A 26,314-nucleotide genomic window follows, 5' to 3' on the forward strand; every position below is an offset into this window, starting at 1 on the left:
TAACAATGAATGTAACTATGGATGAAAAGGCACTGCCACTTTTCTTTGAGCAGATTAAGCATGGGCTTAATCAATCACCTGATGAAGTCAGACGACTATTTCACGGCCGCGGTCGCTTGTTTGCTGGACTCGAACAGCTGACTTGTGATTGGGTTGGCGGTCATCTTATGGTTCAGGTATTTAAACCTGTGTCATCGCAGTTTGAAACGCAACTTAAGCAAGGCTTGCTAGCTGTGCAAGCGTGCTCTGATGTAGCGAATGTATTGTCTATCTCTGTGCAGCATCGACATCTTGAAGGAGCTCCAACCGAGGTGCTTTTTGGTGAGGTGCCCAATGGCGTTGAAGTCACAGAGTCGGGTTTAAAGTACTTAATGAACCTAAAATCCAATCAAAATTCTGGCTTGTTTTTAGATATGCGCCATGGGCGAGATTGGGTTAAACAGCATGCACAAGGTAAGTCGGTGCTTAATCTATTTGCCTATACGTGCGGTTTTTCCGTCGCGGCGATTGCTGGTGGTGCTACTCAGGTGGTAAATATTGATATGGCGCGCTCTTCGTTAACCCGAGGGCGAGATAATCATAATCTAAACCAGCAAGATGTAAGCAAGGTAAAATTCTTAGCGCATGATATTTTCAAATCTTGGGGGAAGCTAAAACGATTCGGACCTTACGATATCATTATCTCGGATCCTCCCTCGTTTCAAAAAGGCAGTTTTGCATTGACTAAGGATTATCAAAAAATCCTGCGTCGACTGCCTGATCTTCTCACTGAATCCGGTCAAGTATTGGCATGTGCTAACTCCCCGGCAGTTAGCTCAGATTTTGTGGTGGATGCGATGAAAGTCTGTGCGCCTGAGCTTGAATATGTACGTCGCTTGGACAACCCTGCAGAGTTTGCTGATATTGATAACGAGGCTAGCCTGAAGGTGCAGTTATTTAAACGTTAATATTTTTAGCTAGATAACATAATAAAAGGTTCATCGCGGATTAGTGGGAACTGAAAACAAAAACGGTAGTTAGTGGTAAGGTTACATCGCCAAACACAACCTTTTACAAACTACCGTTTTCATGCCGAATAATACTTTCCTATCGTCGTTCTGGGAAGGCTTTCAGATCGTAAAGTCTTATAAAACTGATTCATTCATCTCTATCACCTTAATTCCTGATACCCCTGCATACTGTTCTTGTGGTCAAGTTTCTGACTCTATTCATGACACTCAGTGGCGAACGCTTAAGGATGCGATGATGCTAGGCACACCCGTCGAATTACTCGTTCAAACTCGGCGCATCAGGTGTTCAAATTGTGGTATCAAGACTGAGTCTATTTCTTGGGTTAAGCCATATTCTCGCCTTACCAATCGGCTGATTGATTACATTGAGAATCTATTACCATTGCTACCCATCAAACACATTTCAGAGCTTACTGGGGTGCACTGGCACACCATCAAAGAAATAGATAAGCAACGTCTGAAGCGTGTCGTACCTGAGGTTCCTTGGGGTTGTTTGCGTCAACTGGTCATGGATGAGTTTGCCATATTCAAGGGGCATCGTTACGCCACTGTTATCGCCGATGCACAAACGCATCAAGTACTTTGGATTGGTCTAGGTAGAAGTCGTAAAGATATACGTCCGTTCTTTGAAATGCTTGGAGAGCATGCTCAAAATATCGAAGTTGTGGCAATGGATATGAACACCGCTTTTGACCTAGAGGTTCAAGCTCATTGTCCAAAGGCTTGTATTGTCTATGACCTTTTTCATGTCGTCGCTAAGTTTGGTCGAGAAGTTATGGATAGAGTTCGAGTAGATCAAGCCAACCAACTTAAAGATGACAAAAGTGCACGGCGTTGGGTCAAGCGCTCACGTTGGGTATTACTGAAAAATAGAGAGAACTTAAATACTAAGCAACAAAGTTACCTGGATGAAATACTTGCGGTTAACCGTGACTTAATGGTGACCCATTTACTTGGTGCTCAGCTCAAGGAGCTCTGGTACTGCGACTCGGAAAAACAAGCCAAAGACCTTTGGGAAATATGGTGGCAGCAAGTCCATGAAAGCGGAGTAAAACCGCTCATAAACTTCGCTAAAAAGCTGAAACCGTACCTTCATGGGATAGTGTCTTCAGCTTTGTATCATTTAAATACATGCACCTTGGAAGGGATTAATAACAAGATCAAGCTAATCAAAAGAATGGGCTATGGGTACCGAGATACGGATTACTTCTTTATGAAGATAAAAGCGGCCTTCCCCGGAAAGCCGCGATGAACCTAATAAAAGCCCTGAACAATGTTCAGGGCTTTCTTAATTCTGGCCTCGTTTTGCCATACTAGTTGCTATCTGGCTGAACCTTACAGCTGTCGCTAGTTATCACTTTTTCAACCACCAATTGTCCGCGGTTATTGCGGATTTTGATAGCGTAGTTTACGCCTTCATCCATTGATGCTCGTACCTCTTTAGAAGAGCAATAATAGGTAGCAGCACTGTCAATAAGTTGGTTAGCAGGCTTGTTTCCCGATTGATTATAAAGCATCTCAATAATTACAGTCGAGTTTTTAGATTTTGCACTGGCAATGGTTAACGGGCCGTAGGTAATAGGGAGGCTGGATGCCAAAATATCTGCACGGCGGTCTGCTTTTAGCTCTAGCGCTTTCTGTTTTTCATCAGATGAGGCGCAGCCTGCAATAAGTGAACCTGCAAAAAGAACCAATAACAGTTTCTTAAAATTGATAGTCATAGCGTTAGAATACCTTCTTGTAAGGTTTAACAATCACGTTTTGATACACACCTGCATCGATATAAGGGTCTGAATCAGCCCATGCTTGAGCATCTTCTACAGAATCAAACTTAGCAATAACTGTCGAACCTGTAAAACCAGCTTCTCCTGGGTTTTCGCTATCGATAGCCGGCATAGGGCCTGCAGTTAATAGACGACCCTCATCTTGTAATTGTTGCAGTCGTGCAAGATGTGCTTGTCGAACTGAAAGGCGTCTTTCGAGAGAGTTTTCGATATCTTGAGAGAAAATAACGTACAACATGATTAGTCCTTTTTCTTAGGTACAGGGCGAGGGCGACCGTTTTCGTCTATGGCAACGTAATTAAACGTCGCCTCACAGACCAGCTCGCGAATACCAGTGCGGTCACCCATTACTTTTTTATTCCATACTTCGAGATGAATTGACATAGAGGTGTTGCCAATTCGTGCACAGTAGCCATGACAACATACCACATCACCAACCGAAACGGGGTGCTTGAATGTAATACTAGAGACAGAAACCGTCGCAATGCGGCCTTCTGAGACCTCTTTTGCTAATATTCCGCCAGCTAAATCCAGTTGCGACATTAGCCATCCGCCAAAGATATCTCCATTGGCATTCGTATCAGCAGGCATCGCCAATGTGCGAAGTAATAGCTCGCCAGTTGGTGTACGTGATTCTGACATTATTCGCTTTCCTTTGGCATGTGTTTATAGATATAAGCACCGGTTAAGAGGGTGAAAAAGAGTGTGGCAGCCAGTAGCCCAAACACCTTAAAGTTTACCCAAACATCGAGTGGCATGTTGAACGCAACATAGATGTTCAGTAGTGCACAGGCGCTGAAAAATACCACCCATGCCCAATTGATCTTGTTCCATACACTTTGTGGCAAAGAGAGTTCTTTCCCAAGCATGCCTTTAATCAGGGGCTTGCCCATAAATTGAGAAGCAACTAGACCTATAGCAAACAGCGCATAGATGATAGTGACTTTCCATTTGATGAAATTAGCATCGTGAAAGAACAGAGTCATGCCGCCGAATACGGCAACCATAGCAAATGTGCCTAGCTGCATCTTTTCTACTTTCTTGTAGATAATATAGGTTACGACTAATTGAATTGCAGTCGCGACAACTAAAGCGCCAGTTGCAGTATAAATGTCATACATTTTGTATAACACAAAGAATATTATAAGAGGGATAAAGTCGAGAATTTGTTTCATGTTTCTGTACAGCATTTACGTTTGCGTCAGTCTACCTAAATGGGGCTCTGAAATACAGAGGTGCTAGCACATTGTTGACAGCGAATTGGAATAGATAGCTGGCTATTTAGCGTTTTCAATTGTTATGCTGTGGTTTAACTTGAGTTTTACAGGGATGTGAGATGGGTAAGGCAACGTTATATTATGTATATGACCCTATGTGTGCGTGGTGTTGGGGTTATCGTCCAACTTGGGAAATTATCACCTCAAAGCTAGATCCTAAAGTAGAAGTGAAATACCTAGTAGGGGGACTAGCACCGGACTCAGCGCAACCGATGCCGCTTGAGATGCGGGGGCAAATTCAATCCTACTGGCAACGAATTCAATCTCAGTTAGGTACACAGTTTAACTATGATTTTTGGACTCAAAATACGCCACGTCGCTCCACGTATCCCGCTTGCCGTGCTTGTCTAATCGCGCGTCAGTTCGGTCTTGAGTTGCAGATGTATGCAGCCATCCAGCGGGCGTATTATCTACAGGCAAGAAATCCAAGTGATGATGATGTATTAGGTACATTAGCAGAGGAAATTGGGTTAGATAGAACACGGTTTCTAAGCCAATTACATAGCAAAGAGTTGCAGCAAGAACTCACCACTGAGATTGCATGGTGTCGCTCTATTGGTGGGAATAGCTTCCCATCTCTATTCTTAAAGGCGGGTTCGACATTGACCCCATTGCAGATTGAATACCAAGACCCAGATAAAACCTTAAATCAGATCAATGCGTTAATAGCACAATGACAAATTGGTACAAGATGACTGTCTCATAAATTAAATGCTCACCGCTAGGCTAGGTTTGTTAGAAGGTGCTACATTTAATATTCACTTGATAAATTTTTCACGACACCTGAGGTAACCTATGCTGGGCGAAACACACTCTCTAGTAAATGACTTTCCTGAACATACAGACTTAATTGTAAGTCTATTAGAAAGCGATGCGGTATTTGCCAAAGATAATAAGCAATATACGGCCATGGACAAAGAGATCCGAGTTTTAGAACTCAATGGCGATCCAATTGAAGATGAAGCCATGCATAAACTTAAGCACAATAGGGCAGAGCTAAAAGATTCGCTATATCAAAGACTGATAGCGGCTAAAGGTTAACCGTTAAGGCCTCGTAATGAGGCCTTATTTAGAACTCCTTTGCGTGACAGCGTCACTAAATCATGCGTTGTCTTAGAGTGGCAAACAGTTCCTCGAAGCGCGATTGTGCATCGTTACCATATTGTTGATAAATACGTGTTATCTCTTGCTGTATGGTATCGGACATCAACTGATTATTCATATCCGTTAGATGCGTGTAGTAATTCAATCGTCGACCCAGCACAAAGTTATTTTGAGCGGTTTCGTTCATAGCTAAGTACTGGTCAATAACCTCAAGCATGGCTGTTTTATCATGGGGGAGTTGCCCGTTTACCTCGGTCAGGATATTGATACCGTGGTAATTTCCATAACGGCTACATTTAAGATCCAATGCGCTTAGTATATTTCTTTGCTCAATGATCATTTCTGTTTCGCTTAGTGGTTCAAATGTCCCTTTTTGCACCAGATTATCGAGTTCAGTATCGGATTTAATGGCAAGCGACAGTAGTCGAATCTCATCGGGTTGGATGGCGTTTAATACCGCCGCGGTCTCAGATACATGCTGTTTCGATAACGCTTTCCCACCAAGACCAAGTAAGACAAATACCATCATTTGCATACCCGCAGCTTTTGCATGTTGTGAGGATTTGATAATTGCTTTTGGCGTAATGCCTTTTTTAGCTTGCTTTAACACCTCTACCGAGCCTGATTCTAGGCCGCAATAGAGCATATTTAGCCCAGCATCACAGATAGCCTTAAGTTCTTGCGCGGATTTCTTAATCATTGTTTGCGCGCGCCCGTATGAACTTATCTGTTTTAGCTCTGGAAAGGCTTGCTTTAAGGTTGCCAATACATCAAGCAGATCTTCTGTCGGCATGGCAAAAGAGTCGCCATCTTGCAGGAAACAAGAATCAAAAGATTTGCCCGCATAGAACCTTCTAGCAGCCCAGATATCTTTTTTTATATCCTCAACAGGGCGTATTGAGAACTCAACTCCCTTAAACAGGGTACAAAAGTTGCACTTGTTCCAAGGGCAGCCCTGGGTGGTGCGAATGAGTAAGCTGTTGGCTTCTGAAGGGGGACGAATAGGCCCTTGTTCAAATTCGAGCATATCGATGTATTCCTATTTCTTTACCCGACACGGTTTGAGCCGGAAGATGTGACTAAGAGGGATGTATGGTCGCTATTCTAAATGGATGTGGCTTGTATATTAACCGCCTAAAGGTAGAGACATCTTCAAAAAACATTTGATAAAGATAACGACGTAGATGGGAGATTAGGTATAGAATGAGAGTATTATTTAGTTTTAGTTGAGAATGAGCCGTGAATCTAGAGCATTTGAAACTGTTTGTACGCTTATCTGCTACGCATAATATTAGTCAGGCAGGCAAAGAGCTTGGTATTTCACCTGCGGTTGCAAGTACCTATATCAATAAACTGGAAAGCGCCTTAGAAACTCGCTTAGTGCACCGAACCACGCGTAAGGTGTCATTGACTGAAGAAGGAGAGGCATTTTTACCCCATGCGCAAGAGGTTCTAGAGAGCGTAGAAGCGGCAAGAGCGTCAGTAGGTAATGGTGATGCTTTGCCTTCTGGAACATTGCGTATTACTGCCTCTGCATCGTTTGGGAGACTGCACCTTATTCCTGGAATTAAAGGGTTTTTACAGGCGTATCCTGGAATAACCGTTGACCTGCGTTTATCAGATTCAATTATCGATATGGTGGAGGGTGGCTTTGATATTGCGATTCGTAACGCACAGCTCAAAGACTCCACCCTTATCGCACGAAAATTGGCAGATGATAAGCGGATTGTCTGTGCTTCGCCGGCGTATCTTGAGCAACATGGCATACCTCAACACCCAAGCGAGCTCAAAGAGCATGATTGCGTTCAGTTAACGGGTCTCGAGTCGTGGGTATTTAATACCGATGAACAGACGCTGTCAGTTAAGATCCCAGGAAGATTACGAATAGATAATGGTGAAGCGGTACGTGATGCTTGCCGTGATGGCCTTGGTATCGCGATGTGTTCAACTTGGTGTGTCTATCAAGAGCTCCAAAAAGGGGAGCTAATACCCATACTGGAGCATACTCCATTGGCATCAACATCAGCATTGTGGGCGGTTTACCCAAGCTCACGCTTGCTAGCGCCTAAGGTACGTGCGTTTATTGATTATTTTGTTGATTACTTTGGTAGTCCGCCGTATTGGGATAGATAATTTTGTAACAAAGGTAGAGACGCAAAAATAAAAAAGGTGAGCTCGAGGCTCACCTTTAATACACAGCGGTTGTGTTACTTCTGTGTGGCTGCCTTCATATCACTGACAAAACTGGCCAGATTGTCTAAGGTAGCTTGTGGATTGTCTAAGCTAGATTCAATGATTTTAACTACAGCAGAGCCAGAGATTGCGCCCGCTGCGCCCGCTTCAATGGCAGTTTTAACCTGCTGTGGCTCAGAGATACCAAAGCCCAGTAGCGCAGGTGGTGCATCAAATTGTGCCAATCTATCTAGCATATGCTTAACTGGCATGTTTGCTTTAGTTTCTGCACCGGTAACCCCTGCGCGTGACAATAGGTAGGTATAACCGCCACCGAGCGTTGACACGTCTTTTAGGGTTTCATCGGTTGCTGTTGGTGGTGCAATAAAGATAGCATGCACACCCGCTTTTTTAGCCGCAGCGTTAAAGTCAGCACTTTCACCGGTAGGAACATCGGCAATTAACACCGAATCAACACCCGCTTTCGCACAGGCTTGATAGAAGGTATCGATACCATTGGCAAATACAAGATTTGCGTAAACCAATAGACCAATTGGTAGATCAGGGTGTTGGCTACGGATCTGTTTAATCAGCTCAAAACAGATAATAGGGGTTGTTTTTGATTCAAGTGCACGAATGTTCGCGCCTTGAATGGTTGGGCCATCAGCGAGTGGGTCTGAAAATGGAATGCCTAATTCAAGGGCGTCTGCACCTGAATCTACGAGGGTTTTCATGATCGCAAGAGATTGCTCAGGGTTTGGATCGCCAATGGTAACAAAAGGAACGAATGCACCTTGATTTTTAGCTTCCAAGCGCTCAAATAGCGCGGCATAACGGTCCATTACAGCTCTCCTTTCTCTTTTAAGATATCATTTACAGTGAAGATGTCTTTGTCACCACGTCCTGAAAGGTTCACCACCAGTAGTTGCTCTTTATCAGGGTTTTCTTGCGCCATTTTAAGTGCGTGAGCAAGTGCGTGAGAGGACTCGAGCGCCGGGATTATTCCTTCTTTACGCGCAAGCAACTGGAATGCGTCTAGTGCTTCATCATCGGTGATAGATTCGTAGGTTGCTCGACCCGTAGCATTGAGGTGTGCGTGTTGCGGCCCAACTGATGGGAAATCAAGGCCGGCTGAGACAGAGTAAGACTCTTCGATCTGGCCATGAGTATCTTGCATCAGTGGTGATTTCATACCAAAGAAGATACCCAGTTTACCGTGTCGCAACGGAGCACCGTGCATATCGGTATCGATACCTTTACCAGCAGGCTCTACGCCAATTAAGTCCACATCAGTCTCTTCGATAAAGTCTGCAAACATACCAATTGCATTCGAACCGCCGCCAACACACGCGATAACGGCATCTGGTAGACGACCCTCACGAGCTAAGATCTGGTGTTTGGTCTCTTCACCAATCATATGTTGGAACTCACGAACTATGGTTGGGAATGGGTGAGGACCTGCGGCAGTACCAAGTAAATAGTGCGCGGTCTCATAGGTTCCGGACCAATCTCTTAATGCCTCGTTACACGCGTCTTTTAGGGTGGCAGAGCCTGAGTGAACAGGAATAACCTCAGCCCCCATTAGTCGCATACGGAATACGTTTGGACTTTGGCGTTCAACGTCTTTTTGCCCCATATACACGCGGCATTTAAGATCAAGTAAGGCACATGCTAATGCAGTTGCAACGCCGTGTTGACCTGCGCCTGTTTCGGCAATGATCTCTGTTTTACCCATACGTTTAGCAAGTAACGCTTGTCCAAGAACTTGGTTGGTTTTGTGCGCACCACCGTGGAGTAGGTCTTCACGTTTTAGGTATAGCTTAGTTTTTGTGCCCTTAGTCAGGTTACGAGTCAGGGTCAGCGCCGTAGGGCGGCCAGCATACTCTTGAAGTAGAGTCATAAATTCACTACGGAATTCAGGATCTTGCTGCGCATCAATAAAGGCTTGTTCAAGTTGATCAAGCGCCGGTACAAGAATTTGCGGCACGTATTGACCACCAAACTCACCAAAGTAGGCATCTAATTTTGCCATCATTGTTTCCTTAAAAAGTGTTGGTTAGCCTCAATTGAAGCTAACACATAAATCAGTAATTACGAATCGCTTGGAAAGCTTGCTCTAGCTTTTGTTTACTCTTCTTGCCCGGTTCAGACTCGACTCCTGAGTTTAGGTCTAAGCCTTTCACACCCAGTGTCGCAGCCTGAGCAACATTATCGGGATTTAATCCACCTGCTAGCATAACATTTTTATCTTTGATTTTTGTCCAATCAAAGGTTTCACCAGTACCGCCGCTCTGGTTTCCTACCTTGGAGTCGAGTAGATGACGGTCAACATTGTTAATAAATGATGGCATGTCATCCATTACGCCGTAGGCTTTCCAGATCTCTATGTCGCCATCCAAATCGTGTTTTAGGTCATCCACAAACTGTTGATCCTCGTCACCATGAAGCTGAACAGCGTTCAGCTCTAGGGCATTAGCCAGATCACAAACTTGTTGCACAGAGTGATTCTGGAATACACCAACATATTTTAATGGTGCACCGCTCATCGTCATGCGCGCTGTTTCTTCATTAACCTTACGCTTTGACTGTTCAGCAAAGATTAATCCACCATATACCGCACCCGCCTGATAGGCTTTCGCCGCGTCATCCGCATGGGTAAGCCCGCATACCTTATTTTCACCGATGAGTACTTTACGTACGGCTAGCTCAAGGTTTTGCTCTGCCATCAGTGAACTGCCGATCAGGAAGCCGTTAGCAAATTGAGCAAGATCGCGCACCTGTTGGTTATTGTAGATCCCAGATTCAGAAATAACGATGGTGCCTTGTGGCAACTTAGGTGCTAATCGTTTAGTACGCTCAAGATCAATGCTGAGGTCACGTAGGTTGCGGTTATTAATACCAACAACTTTGGCCTTAAGGTTAATGGCGCGCTCAAGCTCTTGCTCATTACTTACTTCTGTTAACACCCCCATGCCTAAGCTATGAGCAACCTCAGCTAAGGTTGCATATTGCTTATCATCCAGTACCGACAGCATTAATAGGATTGCATTCGCCTGATAATGTCGTGCAAGATAAACCTGATAGGTATCTATCATGAAGTCTTTGCACAGCACTGGCTGAGTGGTTAATTTTTTTACCTGTGGCAAAAACTCAAAGTTGCCTTGGAAGTATTTTTCATCGGTTAACACTGAGATAGCAGAGGCATGATTGGCGTAAACAGAGGCGATATAATCTAGGTCAAAATGATCTCGGATTAACCCCTTAGACGGAGAGGCCTTTTTACACTCTAAAATAAACTTAGTGCTGTCGCCACTCAGGGCGTCATAAAAACTGCGGTCCGAAGGTTGCAGTTGGTTTTTGAAGCTCTCTAATGGTTGCTGAAGCTTACGCTGCTGTACCCATATCGCTTTATCGTCTACGATTTTAGCCAGTACTTGCGCCATATCTCGATTAGTCTGGGAAATATGCTCGGACATGATTAACCTCTAGCTGCCAGTTGTTGTACAAGTTGATATGCTTTGCCAGTGCGCATTGCGTCGATTGCTTTGGCTGCATTTTCCTTTAGGTCTTCATGACCAAATAGACGCATTAGCAATGCTACGTTAGCCGCAACAGCCGCTTCTTGAGCCGGTGTGCCTTTACCCGTTAAGAGATGGGTAACTAGGGTGCGGTTTTCGTCGGGAGTTCCGCCTTTTAGCTGTTCAAGAGGGTAGCTATCTAGACCAAAATCTTGCGCAGTGAGGCTGTAATATTCAATTACTCCGTCTTTGATTTCTGCAACCGTAGTGCGACCATGGATAGCCACTTCATCAAGCCCGCTACCATGAACAACCGCAGCACGCTTCATGTTCATCTGTAGCATGGTCTGCGCAATAGGTGCGACTAAGCTTTCATCGTATACACCCATCAGTTCAATATTAGGACGCGCTGGGTTAATCAATGGGCCAAGGATATTAAAAATGGTACGAGTCTTTAGAGCCTGACGCACTGGCATTGCATGTTTCACCCCTTGGTGATACTGCGGTGCAAATAAGAATGCTACCCCAATATCATTGACCGCTTGTGCGGTGTCTTGAGCGCTCATAGCTAGGTTAATGCCAAAGGAATCAAGTAAATCAGAAGAGCCTGATTTACTTGATACGCCGCGATTACCATGTTTAGCAACCTTAAGACCAACGGCCGCCGCTACAAATGCGGCTGTAGTTGAAATATTAAAGGTGTCTGCGCCATCGCCACCAGTACCTACGATATCGGCGAAGTCGAACTCTGGTCGAGGGAAAGGCTGGGCATTAGCCAGCAGTGCTTTCGCCGCGCCTGCAATTTCTTGTGGGGTTTCACCTTTGATTTTTAGCGCAGTCAACACAGAGCTTAATACCAGTGGCTCTACCTCACCCTTGATGATTTGGTCAAAAAGCTGTTGGCTTTCTGCTTGGGTCAGACTTTGCTGTTGATAGAGCTTTTCCAGGATCTGTTGCATTGTTCTTCCTTGTAATTAGTCTGCTGTGGCTGGCTTATCTAAAGCCCATGCAATTGAGTTCTCAAGTAGGGTTGCACCGTATGTTGTCATAATAGACTCTGGATGGAACTGAAATCCACACACCTTGTCTTGTTCATGTACCACTGACATAACCAAGTCATCTACTACCGCAGTTACAGTCAATTCTTGAGTCACCTTGGTCGCTACTAACGAGTGATAGCGAGCGATAGCAAACGGGGAGGGCAGTCCTTGATAAGTTGAGTGTCCAGAATGCTCCATCATCGAAACCTTACCGTGTACGATATCACCTGCGCCAGCAACTACGCCGCCATAGGCTTCTACAATTGCTTGGTGACCAAGGCAAATACCGATAATAGGTACTTGGCCTTTGAATTTTTGAATAATAGCAGGCATGTTGCCGGCTTCACTTGGTGCGCCAGGGCCAGGAGAGAGCAAAAGCACAGGATCGGTTACTGCCGCGATAGCTTGCTCAATGACATCTATAGAGATCTGATTTCGATAGATGGTAACCTGGTGTCCTAGGCTTCTAAACTGGTCAACTAGGTTGTAAGTAAAAGAATCGAAGTTATCGATAAATAAGATATTAGCCATTTGATACCTCGGTATGAGCGTGTTGAATTGCGCTGATAACAGCTTGTGCTTTACCGCGTGTTTCGTCGGCTTCGGATTGCGGGTCAGAATCAAACACCACACCGGCTCCGGCTTGTACTTTGGCAACGCCTTGCTCAACATAGGCCGAGCGAATCACGATACAGGTATCAAGGTCGCCATGGCCATTCATATAACCCACAGCACCGCCATAACTGCCACGACGCTGCTTTTCTACATCGCGAATAAGTTGCATTGCACGGATCTTTGGTGCGCCGGTTAAGGTGCCCATATTCATGCTCGCTTGATAGGCATGCAGTGCATCTAAATCGGGACGAAGCTGACCAACCACACGCGAGACTAAATGCATCACATGACTGTAACGGTCAACCTTGAGCAGGTCTGCAACATGGCGCGTACCGGCTTTAGAGATACGTGCCACGTCGTTTCGAGCAAGGTCGACCAGCATCATATGTTCGGCATTTTCTTTCTTATCGCTGCGCAGTTCGAGTTCGATACGGCTGTCTAGGTCTTTATTGATTGAACCGTCTGCGTTTTTACCGCGGCGACGTGTTCCTGCAATTGGATAAATCTCAACTTGATCGCTTTGTTGATCGTATTTCAGCGCGCTCTCAGGAGAGGCTCCAAATAGAGTAAATAACTCGTCTTGCATGTAGAACATGTAAGGGCTCGGATTACTCTTTTTAAGCTGCTTATATGCCGCAAGAGGTGATGGGCAAGGTAAAGAGAAGTATCGTGAAGGGACGACCTGAAAAATATCCCCTTTAATTACGTACTGTTTCATGTCGCGCACTATGTCGCAAAATGCTTCATCGCTCATACTTGGTGTGGCATCACAGGTGTGCAAGATGGTTGCTTTTGGCGCCGCAACAACCGATTGCATTTGTTGTTGGATATCGTCTAGACGCGTTGTAACTTCTTGTCTATTTGAATCAGTCGCATCAAAAAGGGTGCCATACAGATGAGCATGTTGAGATTGATGGTCGATAACGATTAATGTTTCGGCTACATAAAATACATAATCAGGACATTGGCTGTTTTCTTCGGCGTTGCCTAGCGGCTCAAAATTCGCCACCATGTCGTAGGCGAAAAGGCCACCAATGAACAGCGCCATGCGGTCATGCTGCTGACAGTCGAAGCTGTGTTTGATAATACGCAACATATCAAAAGAAGAAGGCTGGCGTAATCGGCTGTCTTCATCAAGGTTGATATCAGGTTCAGGAAATTCAACGTGCAGTTGGTTTATACTGTGGCTGGTAACGAAATCAGGATTAAGATTTTCAATTACTCGCCTTAGTAGAGCTTGGCCATTGTTGCTGTTGGCAGTGAGTACCACCGTATGCCCACGGCATTCGATACGCATCGCGGCGTCAACTAACAGCAGGCTTTTGAGATCTTGCTTTGATTCGATCTCTGAAGACTCAAGAAGTAGGGTATCATCTTTACCATTACATAAGTGGTGAAACAACTCAGTAGGGTCTTGAGAGTACAGTACGTCTCTTTGATGCAACTCAAGTTCACCGAGTTGAATATTTTTGATGGTCTGTCTCACAAGACCTCCTTGTAAATTGATACTTTTATTGAGTGACATAGTCGCATATTCTTTCGCTCTACCCAAAGGTGTTCGGCTGATTTTGGTTTAAACTTTGCTCACTTAAACACGCGATAAATCGGAAACTGCTTTTTTGGGTGTTTTTCGTACAAATTAAATCCAATGAATAAAAAAGGCCCGCATATCAATGCGAGCCTGAGTGTTTTTCATTTATGCACTCGAATCCGTAGCTCGCTTATGTTTGCAGCCACCAACGCCATGCTTTAGATACAATAGAGCGCGAATCCAAAAGGCTTTTGGTTTCGTTCATCTCAAGTTGCTGTATCATCTTAATAAGCATAGGGGATATCTTTCCATAAATTAACTGCGTACTAGTTAACTAGTACGCAAGGATAAAGTCAAGCATAAATATGATTTTTGATCTTCATTCACATACTACAGCGTCAGATGGGCGCTTTTCACCATCCGATTTGGTGGACAGAGCCGTTGAGCGGCGGGTGGGCGTTTTGGCGATTACTGACCATGACACCATTGAAGGATTAGAAGAGGCAGCTAATCATATTGCTCAGCAAGGCTTGGATATTACATTACTCAATGGTATTGAAATCTCGACCCTATGGTCGAATAAGGATATCCATATCGTTGGGTTGAATATTGCGCTTGATTGTCGCGCCATACTTGAGTTAATCGACCGTCAAAAAGCACGTAGGATAGAGCGAGCTAAGTTGATAGGGTATCGGTTATCTAAGCACCTCAAAGTGGATCCACTACCAGAGGTAGCAGCATTGGCCGGTGATGCTCCGATCACCCGTGCTCATTTTGCCAAATGGTTGGTTGATAATGGCCATGCCAAAACCATGCAACAGGTATTTAAAAAGTTTCTAACTCGAGACAAGCCGGGGTATGTGCCACCGCAATGGTGTTCAATGAGTGAAGCGGTCGAGGCTATTCACGCTGCTGGTGGGCAGGCTATCCTTGCTCATCCGGGGCGTTACGATTTAACCGCGAAATGGCAGAAGCGTCTTATGAGTGCCTTTTGTGAGGCTGGTGGAGACGCAATGGAGGTTGCGCAACCTCAACAAAGTCAGCAAGAGCGACGCAATTTGGCGGATTATGCTATACAATACAACCTATTAGCTTCCCAAGGTTCTGACTTTCATTACCCCTCTCCGTGGATGGAACTGGGAAGGAATTTGTGGTTACCATCAGGTGTGACGCCTGTATGGGAGCAAATACCACAATTTGCATCGAATACAGAGGAATAAGCAATGAGTCAATATTTTTATGTTCATCCCGATAACCCTCAGGCACGCCTAATTACTCAATCGGTCGCTATTATTCGCAATGGTGGTGTAGTGGTGTATCCAACTGATTCGGGCTACGCGTTGGGATGCCAGCTAGAGAATAAAACGGCGTTAGAGACTATCTGCCGCATTCGTAAGTTGAACGATAAGCATAATTTTACCTTGTTGTGTCGTGACCTTTCTGAGCTGTCACTGTATGCCAGAGTTGATAACTCAGCATTCCGTTTATTAAAGAATAATACCCCAGGCCCGTATACCTTTATTTTTAAAGGAACCAAAGAGGTTCCGCGCAGACTAATGAATGCCAAGCGAAAAACCATAGGTATTCGTGTGCCAGATAACAAAATCGCACTAGATTTATTAGATGCATTGGGAGAACCAATGATGTCGACTACGCTTATCTTACCGGGCAATGATGTCGCGGAATCTGATCCTGAAGACATTCGAGATAAACTGGAAAACGTGGTTGATTTGATCATCAATGGTGGCTACCTAGGTGAGCAACCAACGACTGTGATTGATTTTAGTGACGACGATCCTGTTGTTTTACGTCAAGGTGCCGGAGATTCGACACCTTTTGAATAAATAGACGTGAAATGTGCGTTAGTTTTTGCGATAATGCGCGGCGCCAATTTGGCGACTCAACTACTACTCTCGACGTCTGTGAAGACGACATAAAGGCAAATTAATGAGCGAAAAATTACAAAAGATTTTGGCGCGAGCGGGACACGGTTCTCGTCGTGAGCTTGAGACTTTGATTAAATCAGGTCGTGTTAGTGTAAATGGTCAAGTAGCTACTTTGGGTGAACGACTAGAAGATGAAAACGCGATCGTTCGCATTGATGGACATAACGTGTCGATCAAAGCGGAAGAGGAAGTAGTGTGTCGTGTGCTGGCTTATTACAAGCCGGAAGGTGAATTGTGTACTCGTCACGATCCAGAAGGTCGTCGCACTGTATTTGATCGCTTACCTAAGATTCGCGGTGCACGCTGGATTTCAGTAGGCCGTTTGGATGCAAACACCTCAGGGCTGCTGTTATTCACAACCGATGGTGAGCTTGCAAACCGTCTAATGCACCCAAGTCGTCAGGTGGAACGTGAATACTTAGTACGTGTATTTGGTGACGTTAGCGAAGATAAAATTCGTAACCTAGTACGTGGCGTTGAACTTGAAGATGGCACTGCTCGCTTCGAAGACATAGTGCATGCTGGCGGTGAAGGTATGAACCATACCTTCTATGTGGTGATCAACGAAGGTCGAAACCGTGAGGTTCGTCGTTTGTGGGAATCACAAGACACCACAGTAAGCCGACTTAAGCGTGTTCGCTATGGTGATATCTTCCTAGAGAAGAAATTACCGCGTGGGGGATGGATGGAACTTAGCCTGAAACAGGTTAACTATCTGCGTGAACTTGTCGAGCTACCAGCGGAGAAGGCTACTCTTCTAGAAGAGAGAAAGCAAAACACCTCTCGCTCTCGTGAGCGTTCTCGCTCTCAAAAGATTCGCCGTGCAGTACGCCGCCATGAAGAACGCGTTACAACCAGCGGTTCTGGCCAGCAACGTAAATCTAAGAAAACGCGACGCTAATCCTAATATTGAACAGAGCGGCCCATAGGGTCGCTTTTTTTATGCCGGTAATAAATTTAGTGATCGCATTGTATTTAATGCCGTTACAATTACTTGTAGTGAAGATGGTAAAACCCTGAGGTAATAACGTGAACAAGATAGTATTAGTAATGATGCTGAGTTTTTTTATGCTTGGCTGTGTTAGTAAACCGGTATTAAATATTGAAAGAACGCCAGTACCAACTCTAGAGAATGGTCAACGGTTATCTATGGATGTTGTACGTGATGCTATTTTTAGTGGTGCCAAAAAACGTGGCTGGGTGCCGCGTGTCGTTGAACCGGGTTTAATCGTCGCTGATATCTCAGTGCGCTCCCATTTTGCATCCGTTGAGATCCGATACGACGAGACCTCTTTTAGCATCTTCTATAAAGACAGCCGTAACCTAAAGTATAACAATGGAACGATCCACCGCAATTATAATAACTGGGTTTTAAAACTGTCGCGTACTATAGAGCAAGAACTAGGCGTGAACTCTCAGAGATACTAAGTATGAGATCGCGTTCTACCTTGAAGGTTGTTGATTATGCGCCTTGATAAATTTGTGTGTAAAAGTACCGAGTTGACCAAATCCGAAGCACATCATGTCATTCATTGTGGGTTGGTTCGAGTTAATGGTGAGATCACCACTATTGAGTCAACTCAGGTGCACGAGAATAATTCGATATTTTTAAACGACGTTAGACTGAATCTGCGTGATTTTCGCTACATTTTAATGCACAAACCTGCTGGTACCATCTGTTCTAATATCGATGAGGTCTATCCGTCGTTATTTAATTTCCTAACGGTTGATAACCCTTCTGAACTGCATATTGCAGGTCGATTAGATGCAGATACAACGGGTTTAGTGCTGATTACAGACGATGGACGATGGTCATTTAACATCACCAGTCCGGCACAAAAGTGCAGTAAGGTGTATCGAGTGGGATTATCTCGCCCGATTACCGAAGATGTAGCGCATAGGTTCAAACTGGGGATTGCGTTGCAGGGAGAGGAGCAGCTGACAAGGCCTGCAATCTTAGATGTTATCAGCCCCAAAGAGGTGTTGCTCACCATCACCGAAGGTAAATTTCATCAGGTTAAACGTATGTTTGCTGCGGTGGGAAACCGCGTTATTAGATTGCACCGCGAGGCTATTGGTGAGGTGAAACTTGATGTTGAGGTTGGCCAGTGGCGCTATTTGAGTCGCGGAGAAATTGCTGCATTAACTAAGGAGCAACCATGAACGGATATCAGATAGGATTCAATCCAATTTATGCAGAGCAAGCACCAAGTATTGAGGATTTACAAGCACTTACACAACCGGCTATTCTAGAATTTGGTGCACCGTGGTGTCCACATTGTCAAGCCGCAGAGCCAGTAGTAAACAAAGCATTAGATACTGTGGTTGATATCGCACATATCAAGGTATTTGATGGCAAAGGAAAAAGATTAGGGCGGGCGTTTAATGTAAAGCTATGGCCAACCTTGATCTTGCTGCGACAGGGGCAAGAAGTGGCGCGGATTGTGCGTCCAACAACCGTTGAGGATGTGAAACGGTTGCTAGAGAGCATCTCTTTGTAACTGCTTTAATACCCCACGAACCAGTCCATGGGGTATCTGCTATTGCTAACTAAAACAATCCTGATAAACAGGGTGCAATCAATACGGTTGCCACGCCAGAAAATAGCATCACTAGGCTAGCCACGGTGCCCGCCTCGGAATGAATGCCATAGGCTATTGCAGTACCAGAGCCGTGCGCGCATGCACCTAGACCCGCTCCCTTTCCATGAGGGGACTTAATGCGGATGAACCCTAGGATTATTTCAGCACAAATGATGCCAAATACACCCGTTAAGACGACGAAGATGGCAGTAAGGTCAGCTTTACCACCGAGCTCCTTAGATGCAACAACTGCAAATGGTGTCGTGATAGAACGAACTGCGAGGCTACGCTGAAGCACCTCTGACAGATGAAAAAACTTACTCAGATAGACAGTACTACTGATGGCGGTAATAATTGCTGCGATTACGCCAACCGAGATGGATAACCAGTGGCGAACAATAATTTTGCGATTCTCATGAACAGGAACAGCGAAGGCGACGGTTGCAGGGCCTAACATCCATACCAACCAGTGTGAATCACCAATATAGTCCTGATAAGCGATGTGCAGACTAATAACAAGTGCTACTAAGATGAATGGCACTGATACTAATGGGATCAACCAGATCTTTTGATAGCGCTTATGCAGTAATTTAGTGAGATAGTAACAAGCAATTGTTACAACGAAACAAGCAATAGTGATCATTGAATGGCTCATTGCTTATCCTCCATTTTTCGCAACTCATAGTGGTAAAGTTTATCAACCACCAGTGCGGTAACCGCAAGTACCAATATCGTGCTGATACCAATGACCGCCATAATCTTCAAGCCTTGGCTGAGGAACAGATCCTGATAATTGACGATAGCAATTACCGCCGGGATAAAGAAAAGCAGCATTTCGGCAATCAGCCACGTAGACCCAGCTTTAAACCAATTTACTTTGACTAGATTACAACTAAGCAATAGCAGTAGGGCGAACATCCCAAATACGTTAGCTGGCAGCGGGATATGGAGCTGATTCACCAACAAATTTGACCCCATCCAAAAAAGGCACAGTAATGTTACTTGTGAGAAGGTAATGAAATGCTGTTTTGCCGCGTGAATCATTGTTCAGTGTCCAGGTTTATTATTTTGACACCCGAATTATTACCGCTTGATATCTGTTCATCCAATGAATAATATACTTAAGAAGTATTCCATAAAGGAATGATCAGCGATGAACACCAAAGAACTGCGTTATTTTGTCACCTTGGTCGAATGTAATAATTTCACCCGCGCTTCTGAAATGTTGTTTGTAACGCAACCAACTATTAGTAAGGCTTTGAAAGCATTAGAAGAAAACTATGGACAATCCTTGGTCCATCGTAGGGGAAGAGAGATTGAGCTTACCCAATCTGGTGAGGTTGTTTATCATTATGCAAAATCGATCTTAGCCAGTTTCTCTGAAATGGAATTGAAGCTTGCAGATATGCAACAGCTTAAAGCGGGGCATATTACAATTGGTATACCACCTATGGTGGGACATCTGCATTCCGAGTTACTGCAAGATTTTATAGGTCAATATCCGAATATCGATGTATCGATTGTAGAAGGTGGTGGTCGCAGGCTTGAAAAATCCTTGATTGATGGCGCAATTGATGTCGCTATTTCTATGCTTCCTACCCATAAGCCGCAGTTCGAGTACCAACTACTGGATGACTATCCCATCTATGTGGTGTTACCGAAACATCCTCAATGGGAAGGAGAGCAACCTCTACGCCTTAGTGAATTGCAAGATATCCCGTTTTATCTGTACACCTCTGAATTTACGATTACTCAAATTATTGAACAGTTGTGTGTCAAAAAAGGGTTTAAGCCTAAAATTGGAGTAAAGAGTAGCCAGTGGGATTTTTTAGCAGCAATGGTCAAAAGTGGAGGCGGGGTGAGCTTTATGCCAAAACCCATTTGCTTGAAGCTGAATGCTGATGACTATTGTTTTAGAACGCTAGCGGATGATCTAAATTGGAAGATTGCATTAATGTGGGATAAAGACCGATACCTATCCAAGGCAAGTGAAGCCTTCGTAGAACTCGTAAGAAGTCGAGCTAAAATGAGCCAGTAGCCACTCCTGTTATGGGTCAATAAAATAACAGGAGTGTTTGTCATAGCAAGCGGTTAGTCACGTTTCCATAGGATATGACAAAACTTATGTTCAGGGTCGCGAGATATGAGTAAGCGCGCAAAAACATCATCTAGTACATCGTCTTGTTCATTGACTAACCCGATACGGATCTCAGCATAGATCTCCTTATCAACCTCAAAGCCAACATGGGCAATCCAATCATCACCAGTTTCAACTAGCTCAGCTGCGCCGCGTTCTTCAAACTGAAGAGTGAATAGGGCGACATCTGCCGCTTCTAGGTTATCTGGTGCCATTTCTAAGAAGATATCATAGGCAGTGTCTATGCTATCGTCGTATGAGAGAAGCTCAGTCATCTTTAATCCTCGTACTATTTTCGGCGATTGTACGCATAGGGTTTACTCGTTGCAATTAGAATAGCCCCAATTGTGGTGCATTGATATCGTCAAATTTCAGTCCAACAAAGGGCAAGATAGCGTCCGCTACGGGTTTTATCTGTTTGTCGATATAGTGCTGATAATCAATTGGGTGCTTGAGGTAATCAAGAGGCTCTGGCCCTTGCAATGTCATCACATACGCAATGCGGCCACGGTTTTGATACTGCAGTGGACGTCCAAGTTTGTGGTTTATTTCATCGGCAAGCCGTGCGGCGCGCACTTGAGGTGGGATATTCTTTTGATACTCATGCAGTCGGCGTCTAAGACGCTTTCTATATACTAATTTGTCATCGAAATGCCCACTTTCAATGGCTTCAACGGTCTGCATAACATATTCAGTTGGGTCTTTATCGTCAAATATTAGGGTATATAATTGCAATTGAAACTGTTGCGCTAATGCAGTCCAGTCACTGCGGGCACTTTCAAGTCCCTTGAAAATAATTCGTCTGTCGTCATCGCGTATGATGAGCCCCGCATAGCGTTTCTTTGACCCCGTTTCAGAGCCGCGAATTGTGGGCATAAAGAATCGATTGAAATGGGTTTCGTATTCCAATTCGAGCTGTGACTTAAGATTGTATTCTTGGCGTAGATGTTCTTTCCACCATAGATTGATATGAGTTACCAGTGCATTCCCTATTTGGTCTGCTTGCTGTTTGGAGCAACTGTCCTTTAGTGATACGAAGGTTGAATCGGTATCGCCGTAGATAACCTCGTAGCCTTGATCTTCGATCAATTTACGAGTGGTTTTCATTATTTCATGCCCTCTAAGGGTAATCGATGACGCAAGGCGGGTATCAAAAAAGCGGCAACCACTTGAGCCCAACACACCGTAAAACGAGTTCATGATGATCTTGATTGCGGTTGAAAAGGCCACATCATTTTTTTGTTTAGCTCTATCTCGTGCTTGCCAAAGCTGCTCGATGAGTTGGGGAAGGTGATGTTTATAACGGTGAAATTGCGCTTTGCGAAATCCGGGTACCGCTTGGTTATCGTTATTGCCAATCTCAACTTTAAGTCCTTCAATTAGGCCCATAGGGTCAATCAGGAAACTGCGTATGATTGCGGGATACAGGCTCTTAAAGTCGAGTACCAATACCGAGTCATATAACCCTGGCTGAGAATCCATCACAAACCCTCCTGGGCTTGCAATCCAATTCTCTGACACCAAATTAGGGGCAACATAGCCGCTACGATGTAACCTTGGGAGATATAGGTTAGAGAATGCAGCAACGCTTCCTCCCAGTCTATCTAATGACAACCCTGTCAGTTTAGCGCGTTCAATTAGGTAATCGAGAAGGTGAGTATGCTCAAAAATGCGCGTCACCAGAACGCAATCTTGAAAGTTATATTTGGCTAGTGCTAGCTTATCGTGATGAAACATATGGTTGATCTCGTCCATACGATCAGTCGGGTTGCGAATGGCCTTGCCTTGCTGTAGCAATTCCCTTGACACGTTTTCCAAGGACCAAGAATCGAAAGAGTATGTGGCGGACTTAAGACCATCAATACCGTCAATTACTACTCGGCCTGGGATATTGATAAACCCATTTTGATTCTGTGCAGTCTGCCAATAGCGCCCTTGTTGTTGGCCTCGACCAATCGAAAATCGTACACCTTGCTCTTTTGCACGCTCTAGCAATAAGCGCATATCAAAGCCAATGACATTCCAGCCGATAATAATGTCTGGATCAAATTGGTCAAACCAATTTACCAATGATTGTAGTAGTGCTTTTTCGTCCGTAACCCACTCAATATTTAGCGATGGACTTGGTTGAGCCTTGCCAATCATGATAACGCGTTGGTCAGTAGGACAGTCCAGACCTACCGAGTAGAGAATACCTTGCGCTGAACATTCAATGTCCAATGAGACCATGTTTAGGTGAGGAAGGTATCCATCACATGCACGGCATTGTGCTTGAGTGATTTTGAGGTAACCATTTACTTGAGTTTCATTGCCTTCGACTTCAATTTGGCCTTGAATAAATCGCTCCATCAGGTAGCGGTCGGCTAACCTGATATCCGCCTCAAACAGGGGTATCTGAGCTTGATTGAGCAACTGTTCAAGGTGTCGCGCCTCCTTTTGTGTTGACAGGTAGCAGGCAGTGACGGTTTCAAGTGCAAAAGTCTCAAGCGTCAAAGCCCGAAAGCGACAGCGGATATTGTGAGTTGCAGCCAGTGCTTCGACGTCGGTTTGCAAAGAGGTGTGAATGAAGAAAACACTTTCCTGATCTGTCACCTGAACCAAAGCCGGACCGGTAGCGGTTGTAATCCACAGGTCTATCTGCGAGGTAGTCCCAATATCACGAGCTTGACGAGTTAATATGAATCCTCTGCGCACGGTTACAACCTATAGAAAAAGTGAGGTGAATGATCTTATCACGCTTTGTAAAACGCAATTGAATAGAATTCATGTAGTTGCTTCGCACAAATCCTAATATTAATTCATACTAGATGATGATCTAGGTTGAATTAGGATAGGGAATCGTAATATCCTGATACAAGATGTTTAGTGTGTTGAAGGTAGATACGTACCTGCAACTATAGGCATACGAGCTTTTTGTCATAAGACCAAAAATTGGTCGAAAATACCAAAATTTATTGGTATGGCTCATAATTAGCGCATTCAAATGTTGTCAACTGAGTGTCAATTCAGCATATTTGCTGGTGTTTTGGACCATTGATTAGTATAAAAAGTTGAATTTGTTAGTTGTGAATCAGTTGACTGGCTTTGCGAACAATAAAATTAGTGTGGAGATACAAGCTTGATTAATGTTTTTCTTGTAGATGATCACGAGCTAGTTCGCACAGGGATACGACGTATTATTGAAGACGTCCGTGGCATGAACGTAGCCGGAGAGGCTGATAGCGGTGAAGAATCGGTAAAATGGTGTCGCAGTAACCATACTGACGTCATTTTAATGGACATGAATATGCCCGGAATTGGAGGCTTGGAAGCAACCAAAAAAATTCTTCGTTTTAATCCTGATGTTAAAATCATCGTGCTTACGATACATACAGAGAACCCGTTTCCGACTAAGGTTATGCAAGCAGGAGCGGCGGGCTATCTGACTAAAGGTGCAGGCCCAGACGAGATGGTGAATGCTATCCGTATGGTGCACAGTGGCCAGAGATATATCTCACCAGAAATTGCTCAACAAATGGCGTTAAGTCAGGTGTCGCATTCTTCTGATAACCCATTTAAGGACCTATCTGAGCGTGAACTTCAAATCATGCTGATGATAACTAAAGGTCAAAAAGTTACTGATATTTCAGAACAGCTTAGCTTGAGCCCTAAAACGGTAAATAGTTATCGTTACCGTTTATTCAACAAACTAGATATCAGTGGTGATGTTGAATTAACGCACTTGGCTATTCGTCACGGGATGCTCGACGCAGAGACACTTTAGTGAGTTTCGACTCAACTTCCTTTTTAAAAACAGTAACTAACCAGCCCGGCGTTTATCGAATGTATAACGCCGAGCAGGTTGTTATTTATGTTGGTAAAGCCAAAGACCTTAAAAAACGCTTAAGCAGCTATTTTCGAAGCAAGCTTGATAACGAAAAAACGCGCGCCCTGGTTACCCATATCCGACATATTGATGTCACCGTCACCCACACCGAAACCGAAGCGCTTATCCTTGAGCACAATTATATTAAGCAGTATCTGCCAAAATATAATGTCTTACTACGTGACGATAAATCCTATCCATATATCTTCATTAGTAATCATAAGCACCCAAGACTGTCTCTCCATCGCGGGGCAAAGAAGCGTAAAGGACAATATTTTGGTCCCTACCCAGATTCGGGGGCAGTACGCCAAACCTTACATTTACTGCAAAAAATACTCCCCATGCGTCAATGCGAAGACTCCATATATGGTAATCGCACTCGTCCTTGTTTGATGTATCAGATTGGTCGTTGCGCCGCACCTTGCGTGAGTTCAGTGATATCAAATGAAGAGTATGCACAATTAGTAGACTGGGTAACGCTGTTCTTGCAAGGTAAAGACAAGCAAGTTATTACGCAGCTTATTGAACGTATGGACATGGCAAGCAAGACGCTGAAATTTGAAGAGGCGGCTAAGTATCGCGATCAAATTCAAGCTATTCGACGCATCCAAGAACAGCAGTTTGTTTCCGAAGATAGCCTTGATGACATAGATGTGCTTGGTTATGCGCAAGAATCAGGTGTAGTTTGTGTACACATTTTGATGATCCGCCAAGGCAAGATCTTGGGCAGCCGCAGTTTCTTTCCTAAGATCCCATATAACAGCCAGCAAGATGAAATATTTTATAGCTTTGTAAGCCAGTATTACCTGAATCAATCAGAGGGAAGAGGGCTACCTTCACGACTTATCTTTGCCAAGGATCTATTGGCTGAACAAGATGCATTTAAAGAAGTGTTAACTAATATGGCAGGTAGGAAAGTCACGTTTCATGTTAATCCTACCGGTACACGAGGACGTTATTTGAGCCTTGCTAATACCAATGCTTTGAATGCGATCACTACCAAAATAAACCATAAGATGACCATCTCTAAGCGCTTTAAGGAATTGCAGAGCGTTTTGAATATGGAGTCTATTCGTCGTATGGAATGTTTTGATATCAGCCATACCATGGGTGAGAGTACGATAGCTTCTTGTGTGGTGTTTAATCAGGAAGGTCCTCTTAAGCAAGAATACCGCCGCTACAATATTACGGGTATTACCGGTGGTGACGATTATGCGGCTATGGGACAGGTTTTGGAGCGTCGATATTCAAAACAGCTCGATGTAGATAAGATCCCAGACATTATCTTTATCGACGGCGGTAAAGGGCAGCTTGGGCGAGCGGTAGAAGTTATTGGTCAGTATTGGGATCTGTGGCCTAAGAAACCGCGTATTATCGGTATTGCCAAGGGGGTCACACGTAAACCAGGTCTGGAGACTATGATAACGCCCGAGGGTGAAGAATTTAATCTTGCCAGCGATGCACCTGCACTTCACCTGATGCAACATATTCGTGATGAAAGTCACAATCATGCCATCTCAGGGCATAGAGCTAAGCGGGGGAAAACGCGTCGAACCAGCTCTTTGGAGGGAATTGATGGCGTTGGCCCTAAACGTCGTCAAACTTTATTGAAACATATGGGGGGCTTACAGGAATTAAAACGCGCAACTGTCGAAGAAATCGCCAAAGTTCCCGGTATTAGCAATTCTTTAGCAGAAAAGATATTTCAGGCGTTGCAACACTAGATAAAATGC

29 protein-coding genes are annotated in these 26,314 nt (G+C 44.4%); 14 read left to right on the plus strand and 15 right to left on the minus strand.

Going from position 1 to position 26,314, the window contains the following annotated elements; all coding sequences use genetic code 11:
* The first annotated feature begins 17 nt into the window (after positions 1 to 17).
* Positions 18 to 947 (plus strand): class I SAM-dependent methyltransferase, encoded by a 930-nt coding sequence (locus OCU28_RS04885; RefSeq protein ID WP_261817431.1) that lies wholly within the window; start codon positions 18 to 20, stop codon positions 945 to 947.
* Positions 948 to 1,068: 121 nt separating this feature from the next.
* Entirely contained in the window at positions 1,069 to 2,262 is a 1,194-nt protein-coding gene (locus OCU28_RS04890) for an ISL3 family transposase (RefSeq protein ID WP_261817219.1), read from the plus strand.
* Positions 2,263 to 2,323: 61 nt separating this feature from the next.
* Here OCU28_RS04890 and OCU28_RS04895 read toward each other — a convergent pair whose 3' ends face one another.
* The 4 genes from OCU28_RS04895 to OCU28_RS04910 are packed head-to-tail and all read right to left on the minus strand — an operon-like array spanning position 2,324 to position 3,969.
* Complete coding sequence (locus tag OCU28_RS04895) at positions 2,324 to 2,731, minus strand: GspS/AspS pilotin family protein (RefSeq protein ID WP_261817220.1); 408 nt, start codon at positions 2,729 to 2,731, stop codon at positions 2,324 to 2,326.
* A gap of 4 nt (positions 2,732 to 2,735) precedes the next feature.
* The gene (locus OCU28_RS04900; protein ID WP_261817221.1) at positions 2,736 to 3,032 is read right to left on the minus strand and encodes a YciI family protein; all 297 of its coding nucleotides are present in this window, start codon (positions 3,030 to 3,032) and stop codon (positions 2,736 to 2,738) included.
* Between the two features lie 2 nt (positions 3,033 to 3,034).
* Entirely contained in the window at positions 3,035 to 3,436 is a 402-nt protein-coding gene (gene yciA / locus OCU28_RS04905) for an acyl-CoA thioester hydrolase YciA (RefSeq protein WP_261817222.1), read from the minus strand.
* Complete coding sequence (locus OCU28_RS04910; RefSeq protein ID WP_261817223.1) at positions 3,436 to 3,969, minus strand: septation protein A; 534 nt, start codon at positions 3,967 to 3,969, stop codon at positions 3,436 to 3,438. Before OCU28_RS04910 ends, yciA begins: the two co-directional genes overlap by 1 nt.
* Positions 3,970 to 4,130: 161 nt before the next feature.
* Between OCU28_RS04910 and OCU28_RS04915 the strand changes: the two genes are divergently transcribed.
* Together OCU28_RS04915 and OCU28_RS04920 are read left to right on the plus strand one after the other, a co-directional pair.
* Positions 4,131 to 4,748 (plus strand): DsbA family protein, encoded by a 618-nt coding sequence (locus OCU28_RS04915; protein ID WP_261817224.1) that lies wholly within the window; start codon positions 4,131 to 4,133, stop codon positions 4,746 to 4,748.
* A 118-nt stretch (positions 4,749 to 4,866) separates the two neighbouring features.
* The gene (locus OCU28_RS04920) at positions 4,867 to 5,112 is read left to right on the plus strand and encodes a YdcH family protein (RefSeq protein WP_261817225.1); all 246 of its coding nucleotides are present in this window, start codon (positions 4,867 to 4,869) and stop codon (positions 5,110 to 5,112) included.
* Positions 5,113 to 5,167: 55 nt separating this feature from the next.
* Here OCU28_RS04920 and OCU28_RS04925 read toward each other — a convergent pair whose 3' ends face one another.
* Positions 5,168 to 6,202 (minus strand): radical SAM protein, encoded by a 1,035-nt coding sequence (locus tag OCU28_RS04925; protein WP_261817226.1) that lies wholly within the window; start codon positions 6,200 to 6,202, stop codon positions 5,168 to 5,170.
* Positions 6,203 to 6,414: 212 nt separating this feature from the next.
* Between OCU28_RS04925 and OCU28_RS04930 the strand changes: the two genes are divergently transcribed.
* Positions 6,415 to 7,308 (plus strand): LysR family transcriptional regulator, encoded by an 894-nt coding sequence (locus OCU28_RS04930; RefSeq protein WP_261817227.1) that lies wholly within the window; start codon positions 6,415 to 6,417, stop codon positions 7,306 to 7,308.
* A gap of 74 nt (positions 7,309 to 7,382) precedes the next feature.
* Here the strand turns inward: OCU28_RS04930 and trpA are convergent, their stop codons facing one another.
* Genes trpA through OCU28_RS04960 form a run of 6 tightly spaced genes read right to left on the minus strand, consistent with a single transcriptional unit; the run spans position 7,383 to position 14,045 of the window.
* The gene (gene trpA / locus OCU28_RS04935; RefSeq protein WP_261817228.1) at positions 7,383 to 8,189 is read right to left on the minus strand and encodes a tryptophan synthase subunit alpha; all 807 of its coding nucleotides are present in this window, start codon (positions 8,187 to 8,189) and stop codon (positions 7,383 to 7,385) included.
* Entirely contained in the window at positions 8,189 to 9,379 is a 1,191-nt protein-coding gene (trpB, locus tag OCU28_RS04940) for a tryptophan synthase subunit beta (protein WP_261817432.1), read from the minus strand. Before trpB ends, trpA begins: the two co-directional genes overlap by 1 nt.
* 52 nt (positions 9,380 to 9,431) lie before the next feature.
* Positions 9,432 to 10,823, minus strand: a complete 1,392-nt coding sequence (gene trpCF / locus OCU28_RS04945) for a bifunctional indole-3-glycerol-phosphate synthase TrpC/phosphoribosylanthranilate isomerase TrpF (protein ID WP_261817229.1) — start codon at positions 10,821 to 10,823, stop codon at positions 9,432 to 9,434.
* A 2-nt stretch (positions 10,824 to 10,825) separates the two neighbouring features.
* Positions 10,826 to 11,824 (minus strand): anthranilate phosphoribosyltransferase, encoded by a 999-nt coding sequence (gene trpD, locus OCU28_RS04950; protein WP_261817230.1) that lies wholly within the window; start codon positions 11,822 to 11,824, stop codon positions 10,826 to 10,828.
* A gap of 15 nt (positions 11,825 to 11,839) precedes the next feature.
* Complete coding sequence (locus tag OCU28_RS04955; protein WP_261817231.1) at positions 11,840 to 12,436, minus strand: aminodeoxychorismate/anthranilate synthase component II; 597 nt, start codon at positions 12,434 to 12,436, stop codon at positions 11,840 to 11,842.
* A complete protein-coding gene (locus tag OCU28_RS04960; protein ID WP_261817232.1) occupies positions 12,429 to 14,045 on the minus strand; it encodes an anthranilate synthase component 1 in 1,617 nt (538 codons plus the stop codon). The genes OCU28_RS04955 and OCU28_RS04960 overlap by 8 nt, the downstream gene beginning before the upstream one ends.
* A 371-nt stretch (positions 14,046 to 14,416) precedes the next feature.
* Between OCU28_RS04960 and rnm the strand changes: the two genes are divergently transcribed.
* From rnm to OCU28_RS04990, 6 genes are all read left to right on the plus strand, one after another.
* Positions 14,417 to 15,271 (plus strand): RNase RNM, encoded by an 855-nt coding sequence (rnm, locus tag OCU28_RS04965; RefSeq protein ID WP_261817233.1) that lies wholly within the window; start codon positions 14,417 to 14,419, stop codon positions 15,269 to 15,271.
* A 3-nt stretch (positions 15,272 to 15,274) separates the two neighbouring features.
* Positions 15,275 to 15,895 (plus strand): L-threonylcarbamoyladenylate synthase, encoded by a 621-nt coding sequence (locus OCU28_RS04970; protein ID WP_261817234.1) that lies wholly within the window; start codon positions 15,275 to 15,277, stop codon positions 15,893 to 15,895.
* Between the two features lie 103 nt (positions 15,896 to 15,998).
* Complete coding sequence (gene rluB, locus OCU28_RS04975; protein ID WP_261817235.1) at positions 15,999 to 16,898, plus strand: 23S rRNA pseudouridine(2605) synthase RluB; 900 nt, start codon at positions 15,999 to 16,001, stop codon at positions 16,896 to 16,898.
* A 128-nt stretch (positions 16,899 to 17,026) separates the two neighbouring features.
* Complete coding sequence (locus tag OCU28_RS04980; RefSeq protein WP_261817236.1) at positions 17,027 to 17,425, plus strand: hypothetical protein; 399 nt, start codon at positions 17,027 to 17,029, stop codon at positions 17,423 to 17,425.
* A gap of 36 nt (positions 17,426 to 17,461) precedes the next feature.
* Entirely contained in the window at positions 17,462 to 18,160 is a 699-nt protein-coding gene (locus OCU28_RS04985; RefSeq protein WP_261817237.1) for a pseudouridine synthase, read from the plus strand.
* Entirely contained in the window at positions 18,157 to 18,498 is a 342-nt protein-coding gene (locus OCU28_RS04990) for a thioredoxin family protein (protein ID WP_261817238.1), read from the plus strand. The genes OCU28_RS04985 and OCU28_RS04990 overlap by 4 nt, the downstream gene beginning before the upstream one ends.
* Before the next feature lie 49 nt (positions 18,499 to 18,547).
* Here OCU28_RS04990 and OCU28_RS04995 read toward each other — a convergent pair whose 3' ends face one another.
* Entirely contained in the window at positions 18,548 to 19,234 is a 687-nt protein-coding gene (locus tag OCU28_RS04995) for an LrgB family protein (protein WP_261817239.1), read from the minus strand.
* Positions 19,231 to 19,623, minus strand: a complete 393-nt coding sequence (locus tag OCU28_RS05000) for a CidA/LrgA family protein (RefSeq protein WP_261817240.1) — start codon at positions 19,621 to 19,623, stop codon at positions 19,231 to 19,233. Before OCU28_RS05000 ends, OCU28_RS04995 begins: the two co-directional genes overlap by 4 nt.
* A gap of 109 nt (positions 19,624 to 19,732) precedes the next feature.
* Here OCU28_RS05000 and OCU28_RS05005 point away from each other — a divergent pair, with 109 nt between their 5' ends.
* Complete coding sequence (locus OCU28_RS05005) at positions 19,733 to 20,617, plus strand: LysR family transcriptional regulator (protein ID WP_261817241.1); 885 nt, start codon at positions 19,733 to 19,735, stop codon at positions 20,615 to 20,617.
* A gap of 53 nt (positions 20,618 to 20,670) precedes the next feature.
* Here OCU28_RS05005 and OCU28_RS05010 read toward each other — a convergent pair whose 3' ends face one another.
* Both OCU28_RS05010 and OCU28_RS05015 read right to left on the minus strand, forming a co-directional pair.
* Positions 20,671 to 20,991 (minus strand): HI1450 family dsDNA-mimic protein, encoded by a 321-nt coding sequence (locus OCU28_RS05010; RefSeq protein WP_261817242.1) that lies wholly within the window; start codon positions 20,989 to 20,991, stop codon positions 20,671 to 20,673.
* 55 nt (positions 20,992 to 21,046) lie between these two features.
* Positions 21,047 to 23,410, minus strand: coding sequence for a DNA polymerase II (locus OCU28_RS05015; RefSeq protein WP_261817243.1), 2,364 nt, complete (start codon positions 23,408 to 23,410; stop codon positions 21,047 to 21,049).
* A gap of 424 nt (positions 23,411 to 23,834) precedes the next feature.
* Between OCU28_RS05015 and uvrY the strand changes: the two genes are divergently transcribed.
* Complete coding sequence (gene uvrY / locus OCU28_RS05020) at positions 23,835 to 24,479, plus strand: UvrY/SirA/GacA family response regulator transcription factor (protein ID WP_261817244.1); 645 nt, start codon at positions 23,835 to 23,837, stop codon at positions 24,477 to 24,479.
* The gene (gene uvrC / locus OCU28_RS05025; RefSeq protein WP_261817245.1) at positions 24,479 to 26,305 is read left to right on the plus strand and encodes an excinuclease ABC subunit UvrC; all 1,827 of its coding nucleotides are present in this window, start codon (positions 24,479 to 24,481) and stop codon (positions 26,303 to 26,305) included. Before uvrY ends, uvrC begins: the two co-directional genes overlap by 1 nt.
* Positions 26,306 to 26,314: the final 9 nt, after the last annotated feature.

The organism is Vibrio gallicus, assembly GCF_024346875.1.
In the GTDB taxonomy this organism is placed as follows: domain Bacteria; phylum Pseudomonadota; class Gammaproteobacteria; order Enterobacterales; family Vibrionaceae; genus Vibrio; species Vibrio gallicus.